Raw genomic sequence first — 16468 nt, 5'->3', positions numbered from 1 at the left:
CCCATCAACCCATCACCGTTTAGCCGAAGGAGGTTTGCGATCGACATACGAACCATATACGATTCGTATATCAATTAAACACAGTGAACCTTATGGGCATCGTCAAGATCACCGATCAGCTGCACGAACAACTGCGCCTGGCCAGCGCCGCCATGGACCGCTCCATCAACGCCCAAGCCGAGTTCTGGATCAAGATCGGCCTGCTCGCCGAACTCAACCCGCACCTGCCCTACAACGAGCTGATCAACAAGCTGTTGCTGGACAAACCCGACCTGATCCGGGGGCGCAGCTAATGATCAAGACTCCCGCACAATTGGCCGTAATGCGTGAAGCTGGGCGCCTGTTGGCGCAAGTCTTCGACTTGCTCGACGGCTTCGTCGCCGCCGGCCGCTCTACCCTGGAGCTGGACAGCGCCGTCGAAGCCTTCATCCGTAACGACCTCAAGGCCCGCCCTGCCAGCCTGGGGCAGTACGACTACCCCTTCTGCATCAACACCTCGATCAACGAAGTGGTGTGCCACGGCATGCCCAGCGCCAAGCAATTGCTCAAGGACGGCGACATCATCAACATCGACATCACCCTGGAAAAAGGCGGCTTCATTGCCGACGCCAGCAAGATGTACATGATCGGCAACGTGACGCCCAAGGCCAGGCGCCTGGTGGACATGACCTTCGAGGCGATGTGGGCCGGCATTCGCCAGGTCAAGCCGGGCGCGCGCCTGGGCGATATCGGCCATGCCATCCAGAGCCACGCGCAAGCCAACGGCTACAGCGTGGTGCGCGAATACTGCGGCCACGGCATCGGCCGGCAAATGCACGAAGAACCGCAAATTCTGCACTTCGGCCGGCCTGGCACCGGCCTGGAACTGCGCGAAGGCATGGTGTTTACCATCGAACCGATGCTTAACCAGGGCAGCGCCAAAACCCGCAGCCTGAAAGACGGCTGGACGGTGGTCACCAAGGACAACAGCCTCTCGGCGCAATGGGAACATACCGTGGCGGTGACGGCGGATGGGTTTGAGGTGTTGACCTTGCAAGCCACTGCTTAATGGCAGAACGCTCTACCACACCTGACCCCGGCGCTTGAGCTCCAGGCGCCGCACGAACTCCTCCAGCACCAGGCCATACAGGTCGTCCTGCAAGTAGGCATCTTCGATCCCAGCATCCAGGTTGGGGTTGTCGTTGACCTCGATCACCACCACCCTGTCGCCGGACTGTTTGAGGTCCACGCCATAAAGCCCATCACCGATCAGGTTGGCGGTTTTCACCGCCAGCTCCACCACCGCCTTGGGTGCCTCATGGACTGCCAGGGTGCGGCATTCGCCATTGATAGCCAGACCGATGGCCTTGTGGTTGTAGATCTGCCAATGGCCCTTGGACATGAAGTACTGGCAGGCAAAAATCGGCTTGCGATTGAGCACGCCGATGCGCCAGTCGTAGTCGGTATAGAGGAATTCCTGGGCCAGCAACAGCACCGAGTGCTCGAACAACTCAGCCGTGGCCTTGAGCAACGCCTCCTGGCTTTCGACCTTGATCACCCCACGGGAGAAACAGCCGTCGGGGATCTTCAACACCAGCGGGAAGCCCAGGCGTTCGCCGATGCGTTCAAAGTCTTGCGGTCGTTCCTTGTAGAGAATCTCGGTGGCCGGCATGCCCAATTGGTGGCTGTTGAGCAGATCGGTGAGGTATACCTTGTTGGTACAGCGCAGGATCGATGCCGGGTCGTCCATCACCACCAATCCTTCGCTTTCTGCTTTCTTGGCAAAGCGATAGGTATGGTTGTCGAGGCTGGTGGTTTCGCGGATCAACAAGGCGTCATATTCGGCCAGACGGGCATAATCCTTGCGTTCGATCAGCTCCACATCAATGCCCAGGCCCTTGCCGACCCGCACGAAATGTTCCAGTGCGCGAGGATTGGACGGCGGTAATTGTTCGTGAGGATCGTGCAGGATCGCTAAGTCATAACGGGCCAGACGGCGCAAGCGTGGCTGACGCCAGATCTTGCGGCTGAAGTTATCGAGGGCGTGGGCGAATTGATCTTCCTGATCGTCGCGCAACTTGTGCAATACACCACACTTGACCCCGCCGATATGCCAGCCGTTATGGTGACGAAACTCAACTAACAAGATCGGACTGGGAAAGGTTTCAAACAACTGCCGAGCCAATTCCTGCAAGAGCTCTATATCCGTTCGACCGAAATAAAGTGTCAGAGTAAAGCCTTCGGTACTGCGATAGAGTTGATGGTTCAGGGCTTTTTCCAGGGTTTTATCCAAGTCATCCAGGGCCAACCCATACAGGGCTTTTTTGGTCAGCTCGCTGATGGTGCGTACCGAGGGAATCACCTTGTGCCCGCGTGCCTCGGCCAGCAAGGAGCAATAGTAGCCGTGCCCCAGGTACTTGTAGCTGCGGCACAGGTTGATCACCTGGACGCGCTTGCCCGTGTCGCTATCCCGCGTGTGCTCCAGGTACTCCTGGGCGGTGACGATGTGTTCACAAGGAAAGTAAGAGGCCCAATCTTCCTTGCGTTCGACAATAATGACAACGTGGCTCAAACTTTGGGCCGCAGCAGAAAAATAACCGTTGGATGTTATTGTCGCCGCAACGGTTTGCTCGGATACTTGACGCCAATGACTTTGTACCGCCGACATAATAATTGATCCGCTTTAGAGAACTCGACCTTTTCTATTAAGCACGATCATTTAGAGAAGTCCCGTTTCATTACGCAACTTTTACGGCGGTCTTATGGCTCTTTTCTTTCGCGTTGCAACCCTTGACGATATGCCCGAGTTGGTGGCGTTGGAGCAGCAGTGTTTCAGTAGCGACCGGCTGTCACCGCGCAGTCTGCGCTGGATGATCAGCCGGGCCAACGGCCAATTGTGGGTGGCGCAACAGCACGGCCAACTGCTTGGCTACGCGCTGGTGCTGTTTCGGCGCGGCACCCGGTTTGCGCGCTTGTATTCCCTAGCCATTGCCGAACACGCCCGCGGCCTTGGCCTGGGCAAACAGTTGCTGGCGCATATCGAAACCCGTGCCCTGGAGAAAGGTTGCGCCTACCTGCGCCTGGAAGTGCGCACCGACAACCCCGGCGCCCTCGCCCTGTATGAGCGCAACGGCTATCGACGCTTTGCCGTAGTCGACGATTACTACCAAGACCACAGCGACGCCCTGCGCCTGGAAAAACCCATGCCCCCTGTGGGAGCGAGCTTGCTCGCGAAGAATGCGCAGGCACAGCGTTAAACCAAGCTACCCACTTTCTCGTTGAGATTATTTACGCGCAAGCCCGCGCCGACATCAGCCTTGGCTTCCAACTCACGCACCAGCGGCAATACACGTTTGCCGAAATACTCCACTTCTTCCTGGAAGTGCAGAAAGCCTGCCAGCACCAAGTCCACACCTACGGCCTTGAGTGCCACGATGCGCTCGGCGATCTGCTGCGGCGTGCCGATCAGGTTGGTCTTGAAGCCATCGTTGTATTGCACCAGGTCCTCAAAGCTGGACTTGGCCCAGTTCCCCTCGCCCTCCGGCGACGCCTTGCCCGCTTGCCGGGCCGCGTCACCAAAGGCGTTGACCGCCTCCGGGTCGGCTTGGTCGATGATCTGCGCCAGCACCGCACGTGCCTCCTCTTCCGTGTCGCGGGCGATCACAAAGGCGTTCACGCCCACCTTCACCGAATGGTGGTTGGCAGCGGCCTTGGCACGAATATCATCGACCTGGGCCTTGACCCCTTCAGGCGTGTTGCCATTGGTGAAATACCAATCCGACACCCGCGCCGCCATGTCCCGAGCCGCCCGCGAACTGCCACCCTGGAAGATTTCCGGCTGGCCCAGGGGCTTGGGCTTGAGGGTGTATTGGTTGAAACGATAGAAATCGCCCTTGAAGGTGAAATCGTCCTGGGTCCAGATGCCTTTGAGGGCGCGGATAAACTCTTCGGAACGCCGATAGCGCTCATCATGCTCCAACCAATGCTCGCCAATGGCCTGGAACTCGCCCTTGAACCAACCACTGACGATATTCACCGCGATACGGCCATTGGTGAGTTGGTCGATGGTCGCCAATTGCTTGGCCGCCAACGCCGGTTGCCACGGCCCGGGCAGGATCGCCGCGATGACCTTGAGGGTGGTAGTCGCCGCGAGTAACGCATGGCTGAACGCCACGGACTCATGCTGGTTCTCGGCACCGTAACCTGCGGTGAAGCGAATCTGGGTCAAGCCATACTCAAAACCCGCCGCCTCCGCCAGTTGCGCCAGCTTGCGGTTGTACTCGATGCCCCAGTGGGTGCGTTGTTCAATCTTGCTGACGACCAACCCACCGCTGACGTTGGGTACCCAATAGGCAAATTTCACGGCTTGCTGACTCATCGGACAGTACCTCGCACAGGGGATGTACCAGTGCTTAGGCAGCAAGCGTGCCAGGGGCAGGCAAATGCCCGTAGCCTGGGGGTTGCGGAAAAAAAGGGGGATTGAAGCGATGGCTTGCCAGTGTCTGGGATAGCAGCAGTTTGTGGATCTGCTGTTGCTGGAGCAACAGTTGCGACCAGCACCAAGCGTACCCACGATGCGAAGCGAGTAGCTCTTGATCTTGATCTGCTTTTGATCTTAGGCGCCCCGTTAAACCACGCTGGCCGGAATTCGACAGGGATTTGGGGGGTAAACCGGCAGGGATGCCGGTTTAGCTGCCCCGCGCCATGGATGGCGCGTGGCGGCGCCCCCCCAAATCACTGGCGGATTACGGGCACACCGAGCCTAAGCGAGGTGCCGAGTGGTGGGGCAAGAGCCCTTTGGTTACTTTGGGGCTTTTCCAAAGTGACCCGCCGTAAGGGCGGCCCCCTAGGTGGCCGTTACCGCAGGAATGGATATGTACTCGGTATAACGGTGTCGACTGTGAGGCCGCCTTCGCAGGCAAGCCAGCTCCCACATTTGGATCGTGGGGTGTCAGGCCACTCACTCAGAACGCCAACTTGTACCCCACCGCCATCAACATCACCGCTAGGCACGGCCGCAGTACCCCGTCGGGAATCCTGCCGGTCATATGGCTGCCCATGTAGATCCCCGGCAGCGACCCCATCAGCAAAAAGCCCAGCAGATGCCAGTCCATGTTCCCCATGCTGGCATGGCCCAGGCCCGCCACCAAGGTCAGGGGCACGGCATGGGCGATCTCGGTGCCAACCAGGCGCCGCGTGGCCAGGAACGGGTACAGGATAAACAGCGCCACCGTGCCGAGGGCGCCGGCGCCGATCGAGGTCAAGGCCACCATGGTGCCAAGGATCGCACCTGTCACAACAGTGAGCGCATTCAGATTGCGCGGGCGCAGATGGTAGGAATCGCCAGCATGACGCTGGGCAAAGGCCAACAGGCTTTTCTTGAACAGGATCGCCAGGGCCGTCAGCAGCAATACCACGCCAAGGGCCTGCTTGATCACCGCGTTCATCGCGCTGGGGTCGGTGTGCAGGCTGGCCAGGAACCATAACGTCAGCAACACCGCCGGCACGCTGCCCAGGGTGAGCCAGCCGGTGATCGTCCAGTCGATGTTCTTGTTCTTGCTGTGCACCAGCACACCACCAGACTTGGTGATCGCGGCGTACAGCAGGTCGGTGCCCACCGCAGTGGCTGGGTTGATGCCAAACCACAGCAGGATCGGGGTCATCAGCGAACCGCCGCCCACCCCCGTCATGCCCACGATAAAACCCACGATCAGGCCGGCAACCACGAAACCAATATTACCTACATCCATTCCAGCTACCCGAGGCCTTATAAATTTCTGGCCGCAGGATAGCGATTTTTCTTATAACCACTTATACCGATGCGATCTGAGTTTATGCTTTTTTGGAAATCTTCACTTTTTTCGCAAAGCCCTGCATCCAATGGGCGGGCCTGGGCCGTAGTGATCAACGTAACCCTGCTGTTCTACCCAATGGAGAAACACCATGAACGCTAAAACACTGCTGTGCCTGTCCAGCTTGCTCCTCGCCGCACCGTCGGCGTTTGCCCAGGCGGGCCTGCCGGACAGCATCAAGGTGCCGGATGGCCACAAGGTGGCGATGCAAACCACCGGGGTCGGCGAAATCACCTATGAATGCCGCGACAAGGCCAATGCCGCCGGCCAGACCGAGTGGACCTTCGTCGGCCCCAAAGCCGTGTTGAACGACCGTAATGGTCAGCAGGTCGGCACCTACTTCGGCCCACCTGCCACGTGGCAGGCCAAGGACGGCTCGACCATCACCGGCACGCAATTGGCCGTGGCGCCGTCGAGCCCCGGTAACCTGCCCTATCAACTGGTCAAGGCCAACCCGGCCGAGGGCAAAGGTGCGATGAGTGGCGTGGCGTATATCCAGCGGGTTGCGCTCAAAGGCGGAGTCGCTCCCGCTACGCCATGCACCACGGCGAACAAAGGCGCCAAGGAAGTGGTGAAATACCAGGCGGACTACATCTTCTGGGCCGCCAACTGAGCAAACTCAGCTACGCTGGCCAGGTAGGCGCGAGCAACCTCGCGCCTACCACGCGTAGACGTCTCCTCAGTGGCAGGAATCCTGGTTTGGCTGAAATCATCTTTGATTATGAAGTGTGCCTGTTAGCCTGCGCCCGCGGCGATCATCGCGCCCTGCACCAACTCTATGAGCAGGACAGCAGCCGCTTGCTCGGTGTGGCGCTGCGCATTACCCGCAACAAGGCACTGGCCGAGGACATCGTGCATGACGCCTTTATCAAGATCTGGCACGGCGCGCGCAGTTTCGACCCCCTGCGAGGTTCCGCACGGGGTTGGGTGTTCAGCGTGACTCGCCACCTGGCCCTGGACGTTGTACGCAGCGCCGGGCGTGACGTACCACTGGACGATCAGTATGAACCGATGGCAGAGCCTGCCCAGACCGTTGAGTTTGCGGCACGCTCCGGGCAGATCCACCAGTGCCTGGAGCAGCTTGACCCGACACGCCGCACCTGCATCCTGCACGCCTATGTGGACGGTTACTCCCACAGCGAAATTGCGCAAAAACTCAGTACCCCTCTGGGTACCGTCAAAGCCTGGATCAAACGCAGCCTCGCCGCCTTGCGGGAGTGCATGGCATGAACGACAGCCTGGATGAACTGGCCAGTGAATACGTGCTGGGGACACTGCCCGCCGAACAGCGCGCTGAGGTGCAACAACGCCTGGCCCATGATGCGGCACTGCGTGCAGCGGTGGATGCCTGGGAGCAGCGTCTGTTGCCTCTGGTCGCGCTGGCACAACCGGTGCCGCCTTCGGCACAGCTGTGGAGGCGCATTGAACGCGGAATCAAAGCCCCCGAAACGAGCGTGGCGTGGTGGAACCTGCTGGCGTTCTGGCGCGGGCTTTCCGCTGCTGGCCTGATGGCAAGCGTGGTGCTGGCGGCTTTATTACTGACGCGCCCGCCCATGCCCGCACCCAGCTTCGTGGTGGTGTTGATGGCGCCACAAAGCCAGGCACCGGGCTGGGTGGTGCAGGCCAGTGATAATCAGCAGATCCAATTGATTCCACTGGGGGTGATGGAGATTCCTGCCGACAAAGCCCTGGAGTTCTGGACCAAGGGCGATGGCTGGCAGGGGCCCGTATCACTGGGGCTGGTCAAGCCGGGGCAGACCTTGTCGGTGCCGCTGGACAAGCTACCGCCGCTGGCACCGAACCAGTTGTTTGAACTGACGCTGGAAGGGCCCAATGGCTCGCCCACCGGCAAACCCACCGGGCCGATCCACGGGATCGGCCGCGCAGTCAAAGTGCTTTGATCACGAAAGGTTAGGTAGCCACACACGAAACCGCGCCCCGCCCAAGGGAGACGCCAAGGCCGTCAAAGTGCCGCCCTGGGCCTCCAGGGCGCGCCGGCTGATCGCCAGGCCCAGGCCAAAGCCACCGGTTGCGCGGTCGCGGCTACGGTCCAGGCGGTAGAACGGCTCGAAGATGCGCTCGCGCTGCTCCGCCGGTATGCCGATGCCATCGTCGTCCACCCAGATTTCACAGCCTTTGGGGCATACGCGCACGCCCACCTGGATGCGTTTGTCGCAGTAGCGCGTCGCATTGCGCAGCAGGTTCTGCAAGGCCCTGGCAGTCAGGCGCGGGTCGAGGCTGAAGCGCTCCACGGCACAATCGAGGACCACATCGATGACGATATCGGGGTTTTCCAACTCATCGTCGACGCTGCCCAACACGCTGTCGATAAACTCGTCGAGCGCCACCTCTACCCGCTCGGGCAATTGCGCCGGGTTTTGCAGGCGGCTGTAAGACAGCAATTCCAGCACCAGCTCATCCAGCTCCCGAATATGCGCCACCAGGCTTTGCAGGCGCTCGCGGCTGGCCGGGGGCAAGTCTTCGGAAAGCGCCAGGGCCAGCCCGAAATCCAGGCGGGTGAGCGGTGTGCGCAGTTCATGGGAGACCGCATTGAGCAAATCGCGCTGCTGGTTCAAGAGGCGCTCGATATCGTCGGCCATGGTGTCGAATACCGCCGCCAGGCCGCCGATGCTGGAGCTGGGTGCGAGCCCCGTACGCGCCTCCAGATGGCCCTTGCCCAATAACGCGGCGGTACTTTTCAAACGCTCCAGGTCACGCCAGTGCGGACGCAGCCACACCAGCAGGCACGCCAGCAAGGCGGCACCGACCAGCACGTTCATCGACCAGTACAGCAGGTTCATGTCCAACGGGTCTGGCGGTACGGTCAGCTTGACCGCGAACTGCTGGTTGATCGGCGAACTGATTTCCTCCATCCAGCCCCACTCGCCCAGGCGGATCACCGGTTTGCCTTGCTCCAGTAACTGTTCTTCCTCAGGGGTGTAGCGGGCGTCCTGGCGCAGCAACAGTTGCACTTTCAAGGGTGCAAAATCGCGGCTCAACTGGTCGGTCACCTGGGACCAGCGCTCCACCGGTGCGCGCTGGTACTGCTTGACCATGAGTTTTTGCAGGCCGCGGGACTGTTCGATGTTGTAGTCCATGTAGCGGTGTTCGAACAGCTGGATCACCAGCTTGGGAATCAGGTAAATCGCCGCACTGTAGGTGACGATGGTGATCAGGTAGAGGCGCAGCAGTACGCGAAACATGGTTCAGCATTCCCACTCGGAACGGCTGAACAGATACCCCTTGCCCCACACCGTCTTGATCTTGCGCGCCTCGCCCGCATGATCGTCGAACTTGCGCCGCAGCTTGGAGATGGCCACGTCCACCGAACGGTCGGTGCCGTTGAACTCGATACCGCGCAGGCGTTGCAGGATCTGATCGCGGCTGAGCACTTCGCCGGCATGCCGGGCCAGCACCACCAACAGGTTGTATTCTCCGCTGGACAGCTCCACCGCCTGTTCGCGCCAGGTCACGGTGCGCTCGGACAAATCAATGCAGAGATTGCCCATGACGATCTGGTCGCTGGCCACCTGGGGTTCGGACAGGCTGCTGCGCCGCAGCAATGTGCGCACCCGGGCCAGTAATACGCGCGGCTCGCAGGGTTTGGTCACGTAGTCGTCGGCGCCCATCTCAAGCCCCAGAACCTGATCGTGGCTGTCATCGCGGGCGGTCAGCATCAGGATCGGCAGCCCCGCCGAATCGGCGCGCAGCAAACGGCACACCTGCAGGCCGTCGAGGCCCGGCAGCATCAGGTCGAGGATCACCAGGTCCGGCGGGTTGAGGCGTGCACGTTCGCGTACATGATCGCCACGGCTGAGCACGCTGACGTGGTAGCCATTGCGTTCCAGGTAGCTGGCAATCAGCTCGGAGAGTGCGGCGTCGTCTTCCACCAGGAGGATGTTGGGCATGGTGTTTCCAAATAATGCTGTTTGTTGGTGTGTTGCAGGATTGTGCAAGGATATACGCCCCCGACGCCACGTGCGCCGTACCTTACACTTCTTCACAGACCCGCTACACAGCTTCACAGCACCACGGCGCAGGTGCCTCTAGGATGCGCCAGTCAATATTGGGATAAGAGCATGTCGAAGAATCTGTTTGCGCCGTTTTGCCTGTTGGCCCTCACACTGGCGCTGAGCGCGTGTGGTCAGTCGGCAGACGAGACGCCACAAATGCCCCTGGCCAAAGTGCGGATCGAAACCCTGCAGGCCAAGCCCCTCTCTATTACCAGCGAACTGAGCGGGCGCATCGCCGCACCGCGTATCGCCGAGGTACGCGCCCGGGTCGCCGGGGTGGTGATGCAGCGGGTGTTTAACGAAGGCCACGACGTCAAGCAAGGCGACGTGTTGTTCCGTATTGACCCGGCGCCGTTCAAGGCCGACCTGGACAGTGCCCTGGCCAACCTGAGCAAGGCCGAGGCCAATGCGTTCCAGGCGCGCCTGCAAGAGCAGCGCTACAGCCAATTGGTCGAAGGCAACGCCATCAGCGGCCAGGAGTACGACAACGCCCGCGCCGCCCTGCGCCAGACCAACGCCGAAGTGGCCGCCAACAAGGCTGCCGTCGAGCGTGCCAGGCTGAACCTGGGCTATGCCACCGTGACCGCCCCGATTTCCGGGCGCATTGGCCGCGCCCTGGTGACCGAAGGCGCGCTGGTCGGCCAGAACGAAGCCACGCCGCTGGCGATCATTCAGCAACTGGACCCGATCCACGCCGACCTCACCCAGTCCACCCGTGAGCTGAACGACCTGCGCCGCGCCTTTCGTGCCGGCAGCTTGAAGCAGGTCGGCCAGGACCAGGCCAAGGCCACCTTGATCCAGGACGACGGTAGCCTGTACCCGTTGCCGGGTAAATTGCTCTTCGCCGATATCAGCGTCGATCCGGGCACCGGGCAGATCATCCTGCGCAGCGAGTTCCCCAACCCGGACCTCGACCTGTTGCCCGGCAGCTTTGTGCGGGTGCGCGTGGAACAGGCCGTGGACAAGCAAGGCCTCAGCGTGCCGCAACGCGCCATCACCCGTGACAGCGCCGGTATCCCGATGGTGTTGCTGCTGGACGCCGAGCAGACCGTCAGCCAGCAGCCGGTGGAGTTGGGTGCAGTGGTCGACAATCGCTGGATCGTCACCAGTGGCCTCAAACCCGGCGACCGCATCATCGTCGAGGGCGTGCAACACGCACGCCCCGGTGAAAAAGTTGAAGTGGACGACAGCCCGCTCGTAAAGGAATAACCCGTCATGCCGCAGTTCTTTATTGACCGCCCGATCTTCGCCTGGGTGGTGGCCCTGTTTATCCTGCTGGCGGGCTTCCTGGCGATCCCGCAATTGCCGGTGGCGCAGTACCCCAACGTCGCGCCACCCAAGGTGGAAATCTACGCGGTGTATCCCGGCGCCTCGGCCCAGACCCTGGATGAGAGCGTGGTCAGCCTGATCGAGCAAGAGCTCAACGGCGCCGATCACCTGCTGTATTTCGAATCCCAGAGCAGCCTGGGTTCAGCGACCATTACCGCGACCTTCCAGCCGGGCACCGACCCGGAAATGGCCCAGGTGGATGTGCAGAACCGCCTCAAGGTCGTCGAGCCGCGCCTGCCCCAGGCCGTGACTCAGCAAGGCTTGCAAGTGGAAAAAGTCTCCGCCGGCTTCCTGCTGCTGGTCACATTGACCTCCAACGACGGCAAGCTCGATGACGTCGCGCTCAGTGATTACCTGGCGCGCAACGTGATGAACGAGCTCAAGCGACTGGACGGGGTCGGCAAGGCTCAGTTGTATGGCGCCGAACGCGCCATGCGTATCTGGATCGACCCGCAGAAGCTGATCGGTTTCAACCTCACGCCGGCCGACGTCAACGCCGCGATCAGCGCCCAGAACGCCCAGGTCTCAGCGGGTAGCATCGGTGATCTGCCGGGTACTCACACCCAGGAGATCACCGCGGCGGTGCTGGTCAAGGGACAACTGTCCACCCCGGCGGAGTTTGCCGACATCGTACTCAAGGCCAACCCCGACGGCTCCACCGTGCGCATCGGCGATGTGGCACGGGTGGAGGTCGGCAGCCAGGAATACCAGTTTTCCACGCGCCTGAACGGCAAGCCGTCTACCGCCGTCAGCGTGCAACTGTCGCCCGGCGCTAATGCATTGAGTACCGCAACGCTGGTGCGGGCGAAAATGGACGAGTTGTCGCGCTACTTCCCTGCCAATGTGGAATACAAGATTCCCTACGACACCTCGCCCTTTGTCAAAGTCTCGATCACCAAGGTGGTCTACACCTTGCTGGAGGCGATGGCGCTGGTGTTCGCGGTGATGTTCCTGTTCCTGCAGAACGTGCGCTATACCTTGATTCCCACGCTGGTGGTGCCGATCGCGCTGATGGGCACCTTCGCCACCATGTTGCTGCTGGGCTTCTCGATCAACGTGCTGACCATGTTCGGCATGGTATTGGCTATCGGCATCCTGGTAGACGATGCCATCGTGGTGGTGGAAAACGTCGAGCGCATCATGGCCACCGAAGGCCTGTCGCCCAAAGAGGCGACGAAGAAAGCCATGGGTCAGATCACCGGGGCCATCATCGGTATCACCCTGGTGCTGGTGGCGGTGTTCCTGCCGATGGCCTTCATGCCGGGTTCGGTGGGGGTGATCTACCAGCAGTTCTCGCTGTCGATGGCCACCTCGATTCTGTTCTCGGCGTTCCTGGCCCTGACCTTGACGCCGGCACTGTGCGCCACGCTGCTCAAGCCGATTGCCAAGGGCGAGCATCATGCCAAGGGTGGTTTCTTCGGCTGGTTCAACCAGCGCTTTGAGCACCTCACCAACCGTTATGAAGGTTGGGTGGCCTATGCCCTCAAGCGCAGCGGCCGCTATTTGCTGATCTACCTGGTATTACTGGTGGGCATGGGGCTGTTGTTCAGCCGCCTGCCCTCCTCGTTCCTGCCGGTGGAAGACCAGGGCTACACCATCACTGATATCCAGTTGCCGCCGGGCGCCAGCAAGAACCGTACAGTGCAGGTGGCCGAACAGATCGACGCGCATAACGCAGGCGAGCCTGGGGTGGGTGACACCACCATGATCATGGGCTTCAGCTTCTCGGGTTCCGGGCAAAACGCCGCGCTGGCGTTTACCACGCTCAAGGATTGGTCAGAACGTGGCAGTGATGACTCCGCTGCCTCGATTGCCGACCGCGCCAACATGGCCTTCAGCGAACTCAAGGACGCAATTGCCTACGCGGTTCTGCCGCCACCGGTCGACGGACTGGGCACTTCCAGTGGTTTCGAGTTCCGTTTGCAGGACCGAGGTGGCGTCGGCCACGCCGGGTTGATGGCTGCGCGTACTGAATTGCTGGACGCTGCAGCGAAAAGCCCGATCCTGGCCAACGTGCGTGAAAGCGCCCTGGCCGAAGCACCGCAAGTGCAGCTGGAAGTGGACCGCAAGCAGGCCAACGCCTTGGGCGTTTCGTTTGCCGACGTGGGCAACGTGCTGTCCTCCGCGATTGGTTCGGCGTATATCAACGACTTCCCCAACCAGGGCCGTATGCAGCGCGTGGTGGTGCAGGCCGAAGGCGACCAGCGCAGCCAGGTGGCCGACCTGATGAAGATCCATGTGCGTAACAACGCGGGAAAAATGGTGCCGCTGTCAGCCTTTGTCGAAGCCAAGTGGACCCAGGGCCCAACGCAGTTGACCCGTTACAACGGCTACCCGGCCATCGCCATCAGCGGCGAAGCGGCGCCGGGGCACAGCACCGGCGAGGCCATGAACGAAATCCAGCGCCTGGTCAGCCAACTGCCCGCCGGGCTGGGCCAGGAATGGACGGGCTTGTCGTTGCAGGAGCGCTTGTCCGGTTCCCAGGCACCGCTGCTGTTGGGCCTGTCGCTGCTGATCGTGTTCCTGTGCCTGGCCGCGCTGTATGAAAGCTGGTCGATTCCCACCTCGGTGTTGCTGGTGGTGCCGCTGGGTGTGCTCGGTGCAGTGTTGGCCGTGAGCTTGCGCGGGATGCCCAACGACGTGTTCTTCAAGGTCGGCTTGATCACCATCATTGGCCTGTCGGCGAAGAACGCGATTCTGATCATCGAGTTCGCCAAGGACCTGTATGACCAGGGCGAGGATTTGATCGACGCCACCTTGAAAGCGGCACGGTTGCGACTGCGACCAATCATCATGACCTCGCTGGCGTTTATCCTAGGCGTTGTGCCACTGGCAATTGCCACCGGGGCCAGTTCGGCAAGCCAGCAGGCGATTGGTACCGGTGTGATTGGCGGGATGATCACGGCGACGCTGGCGGTGGTGTTTGTGCCGGTGTTCTTTGTGGTGGTGATGAAGCTGGTGCGCAAGCGCCATAAAGCAAACTGATCAACGCCGCAGCCAAATGTGGGAGCTGGCTTGCCTGCGATGACGCCGGCACAGGCGACATAAGTGTTACCTGAACCAACGCTATCGTAGGCAAGCCAGCTCCCACAGGGTTATCGATTGCATTCATGATCAGGTACATCCGAATAAGCTATGGTGCTCCTAAATAGCTATCTGTGAGCCACCATGCCCTTCCTCGCCCGCACCCACCCTCGCCTCTCATCCGCCGCCGTACTGGGCCTTGCGGTCGGCCTCCTGGTGCCGGCCGACACCCTTGCCAGCAAAATCCTGATCGGCTGGAACGCCGGGGTCTGGACCTACCTGATACTGATGCTCTGGTTGACCATTCGCGCCAAGGCCGAAGACGTCAAGCGCATCGCCGAAGTCGAAGACGAGAACGCCGGCCTGGTGCTGTTCATGGTGTGCATCGCCGCCATCGCCAGCCTGGCCACCATCACCTTCGAACTGGTAGGCAGCAAGGACCTGGCCACTTCCGAACGCCTGCTGCATTACGGCTTTACCGGACTGACAGTGATCGGCTCCTGGCTGCTGATCGGGGTGATTTTCAGCGTGCACTACGCCAGGCTCTATTACACCTGGCAAGGCAAGGAGCCGGCGCTGCGCTTTGCCGAGGGCTTGCTCACCCCCAATTATTGGGACTTCCTGTATTTCTCCTTCACCATCGGCGTGGCCGTGCAGACGTCGGACGTGGGTGTCGCCACCCGAAGCTTGCGTAAAGTGGTGCTGGGGCAATCGTTGATCGGGTTTCTGTTCAACACCGCGATCCTGGGGTTCTCGATCAATATTGCGGCAGGGTTGTTTGGTTAGGCCTGGCTAAGCGTATGGGTACAGAAAACCGACGAATGGACAGGCAAACCTGTTAGTTCTGACAGTTGTGCAGCGCGTGCTTATGGCGCTGAATTGAATCGCTCACAACCAACCCATCCAAGGGCACGGGGCTGATCCATGTCAACACAACCAATGAACAGTAACTTGGTGCTCAATGGCAACTTCGCCCATCGTGAACGCTATTGGAACGTTACTGCCACCGCTCCAGGCCGAGTTGATTTTTCCCGCCAGAATTGCGTAATCACGGGGCGAGGCCGGGCGGAACAAGACATATCGGTTTCCGATACCGCCGCCTACTCCTTCAGCCTGTATACGTTGATTACCCATAACGGCGCCGGGTCAGCCCGACTGGTATGGCAGCCCTCAGGTGCGACTGAAACAATCACGCTAACAGGGAACCATGGCTGGACCCATCATGTGAGCACCTTTAGCCCGCCTGCCGGCACTACCGGGCTGACGCTCCAACTGATGGGTGATGCTGGCGACGTCTGGTTCGATAGCCTCCGGCTGGTGGAAGACGGCGGCGTGGTCATCCCTGTCGAGTTGATCCGTAACGGTGATTTCGCCGACAACGGCGATCATTGGATAGCCAACCGGCCAGTGGGCTCCTCCGTGACATTTTCCGACAACGAGTGCCAGGCAAACCTGGGGGGGTCCATCGAACAAGAGATCGCGGTCACACCCGGCCAGACCTATGATTTTTCCATCGATGCCATGACGCCAACCGGAGGGCACGGTTTCGCGATATTCCATATTGCACCCGGTAACGCGCCACAGATAGAACTTCGGGGGGGCGGCGACTGGGATACCTATACGTCGTCGCTGACCATCCCTGCAGGCGTGACTGAGATCACCTTGGAAGTGATAGGCACCACCTTCCTCGTGGTTGACAACCTGTCCCTGAAATCAGCCCCCGTGCCAACGATTAATCAAAACCGCCCTCATCGCACACACACGTACCGCCCATCGCAGGAGAACCGTACCATGAGCAATGCCAATGCCCGAAAAGCTGCCCGCCAGGAATCCGCAGAACGTTTTTTTCAAGGTTCGATCGGAAGCAAGAGCTTCAAGGCGGACTTTCGTAAACATGAATTGAAAAACAACTTCTGGCTGGCCGAAGGCGCCATGAAGATACCGCCCACAGAAACGTCAAGACAGGTGGTCATTTTCAAGTACCCCACTACCACGGACTCTGGCCGTTATCAGTTGGAGAAAGACAGTGACGAACATCAGTTAACCGTCATCCTGATGACCATTAATGAAACGCCCCTCCCGGCTTATCAAGCACATCGAGGCACCGTCGAGTTCTATCATAATTCCGACGACCATACGGTCACGGGCGCACTCGACGTCTATCTTATGGATGTCAACAACCAAGAACTGCGTATGCAAATGCTGTTCAGCCTCGATAGAACCACACGGCGCAGACCTACCCGTGTTAATACCATTCAACCTCGATAAAAC

The 16468-nt window shown here is 60.3% G+C and carries 14 protein-coding genes and 1 pseudogene; 10 read left to right on the top strand and 5 right to left on the bottom strand.

Annotation, left to right across the window (positions count from 1 at the left end; all coding sequences use genetic code 11):
* Positions 1–92: 92 nt before the first annotated feature.
* The gene (locus AC07S6_RS08070; RefSeq protein WP_003190946.1) at positions 93–293 is read left to right on the top strand and encodes a ParD-like family protein; all 201 of its coding nucleotides are present in this window, start codon (positions 93–95) and stop codon (positions 291–293) included.
* Positions 293–1048 carry a type I methionyl aminopeptidase gene (map, locus tag AC07S6_RS08065; protein WP_495112040.1) on the top strand — a complete coding sequence of 252 codons (756 nt, stop codon included), beginning with the start codon at positions 293–295 and terminating at the stop codon, positions 1046–1048. Before AC07S6_RS08070 ends, map begins: the two co-directional genes overlap by 1 nt.
* A gap of 12 nt (positions 1049–1060) precedes the next feature.
* Here map and AC07S6_RS08060 read toward each other — a convergent pair whose 3' ends face one another.
* A complete protein-coding gene (locus AC07S6_RS08060) occupies positions 1061–2551 on the bottom strand; it encodes a RimK family ATP-grasp domain-containing protein (RefSeq protein WP_495112039.1) in 1491 nt (496 codons plus the stop codon).
* 190 nt (positions 2552–2741) lie between these two features.
* On the opposite strand from AC07S6_RS08060, the pseudogene AC07S6_RS08055 reads away from it, so the two are divergent.
* Positions 2742–3179: pseudogene (locus tag AC07S6_RS08055) on the top strand (GNAT family N-acetyltransferase); the annotation flags it as partial.
* A gap of 53 nt (positions 3180–3232) precedes the next feature.
* Here AC07S6_RS08055 and sfnG read toward each other — a convergent pair.
* Positions 3233–4357: a dimethylsulfone monooxygenase SfnG gene (sfnG, locus tag AC07S6_RS08050; RefSeq protein ID WP_495112038.1), complete on the bottom strand. Its 1125-nt coding sequence runs from the start codon at positions 4355–4357 to the stop codon at positions 3233–3235.
* Between the two features lie 586 nt (positions 4358–4943).
* A complete protein-coding gene (locus AC07S6_RS08045; RefSeq protein ID WP_014718709.1) occupies positions 4944–5729 on the bottom strand; it encodes a sulfite exporter TauE/SafE family protein in 786 nt (261 codons plus the stop codon).
* Positions 5730–5922: 193 nt separating this feature from the next.
* Here AC07S6_RS08045 and AC07S6_RS08040 point away from each other — a divergent pair, with 193 nt between their 5' ends.
* The 3 genes from AC07S6_RS08040 to AC07S6_RS08030 all read left to right on the top strand — a co-directional run bounded on the left by AC07S6_RS08040 (position 5923) and on the right by AC07S6_RS08030 (position 7732).
* Positions 5923–6444 (top strand): DUF3455 domain-containing protein, encoded by a 522-nt coding sequence (locus AC07S6_RS08040; RefSeq protein WP_034127670.1) that lies wholly within the window; start codon positions 5923–5925, stop codon positions 6442–6444.
* Between the two features lie 86 nt (positions 6445–6530).
* A complete protein-coding gene (locus AC07S6_RS08035) occupies positions 6531–7061 on the top strand; it encodes a sigma-70 family RNA polymerase sigma factor (RefSeq protein ID WP_034127671.1) in 531 nt (176 codons plus the stop codon).
* Positions 7058–7732: an anti-sigma factor gene (locus AC07S6_RS08030; protein ID WP_197883479.1), complete on the top strand. Its 675-nt coding sequence runs from the start codon at positions 7058–7060 to the stop codon at positions 7730–7732. Before AC07S6_RS08035 ends, AC07S6_RS08030 begins: the two co-directional genes overlap by 4 nt.
* Here the strand turns inward: AC07S6_RS08030 and AC07S6_RS08025 are convergent, their stop codons facing one another.
* A complete protein-coding gene (locus AC07S6_RS08025) occupies positions 7733–9034 on the bottom strand; it encodes an ATP-binding protein (protein WP_072447837.1) in 1302 nt (433 codons plus the stop codon). It abuts the gene before it with no gap.
* A gap of 3 nt (positions 9035–9037) precedes the next feature.
* Positions 9038–9739, bottom strand: coding sequence for a response regulator (locus AC07S6_RS08020; RefSeq protein ID WP_003190934.1), 702 nt, complete (start codon positions 9737–9739; stop codon positions 9038–9040).
* Positions 9740–9910: 171 nt separating this feature from the next.
* On the opposite strand from AC07S6_RS08020, the gene AC07S6_RS08015 reads away from it, so the two are divergent.
* The 4 genes from AC07S6_RS08015 to AC07S6_RS08000 all read left to right on the top strand — a co-directional run bounded on the left by AC07S6_RS08015 (position 9911) and on the right by AC07S6_RS08000 (position 16465).
* The gene (locus AC07S6_RS08015; RefSeq protein WP_014718714.1) at positions 9911–11053 is read left to right on the top strand and encodes an efflux RND transporter periplasmic adaptor subunit; all 1143 of its coding nucleotides are present in this window, start codon (positions 9911–9913) and stop codon (positions 11051–11053) included.
* A gap of 6 nt (positions 11054–11059) precedes the next feature.
* A complete protein-coding gene (locus AC07S6_RS08010) occupies positions 11060–14158 on the top strand; it encodes a multidrug efflux RND transporter permease subunit (protein ID WP_495112037.1) in 3099 nt (1032 codons plus the stop codon).
* 183 nt (positions 14159–14341) lie between these two features.
* Entirely contained in the window at positions 14342–14983 is a 642-nt protein-coding gene (locus AC07S6_RS08005) for a DUF1345 domain-containing protein (RefSeq protein WP_495112036.1), read from the top strand.
* Between the two features lie 138 nt (positions 14984–15121).
* Positions 15122–16465, top strand: a complete 1344-nt coding sequence (locus AC07S6_RS08000) for a carbohydrate binding domain-containing protein (protein WP_495112035.1) — start codon at positions 15122–15124, stop codon at positions 16463–16465.
* Positions 16466–16468 lie beyond the last annotated feature (3 nt).

Source organism: Pseudomonas sp. GW821-FHT07B01 (assembly GCF_059419065.1).
This window is presented reverse-complemented; position numbering and strand designations above follow the sequence as displayed.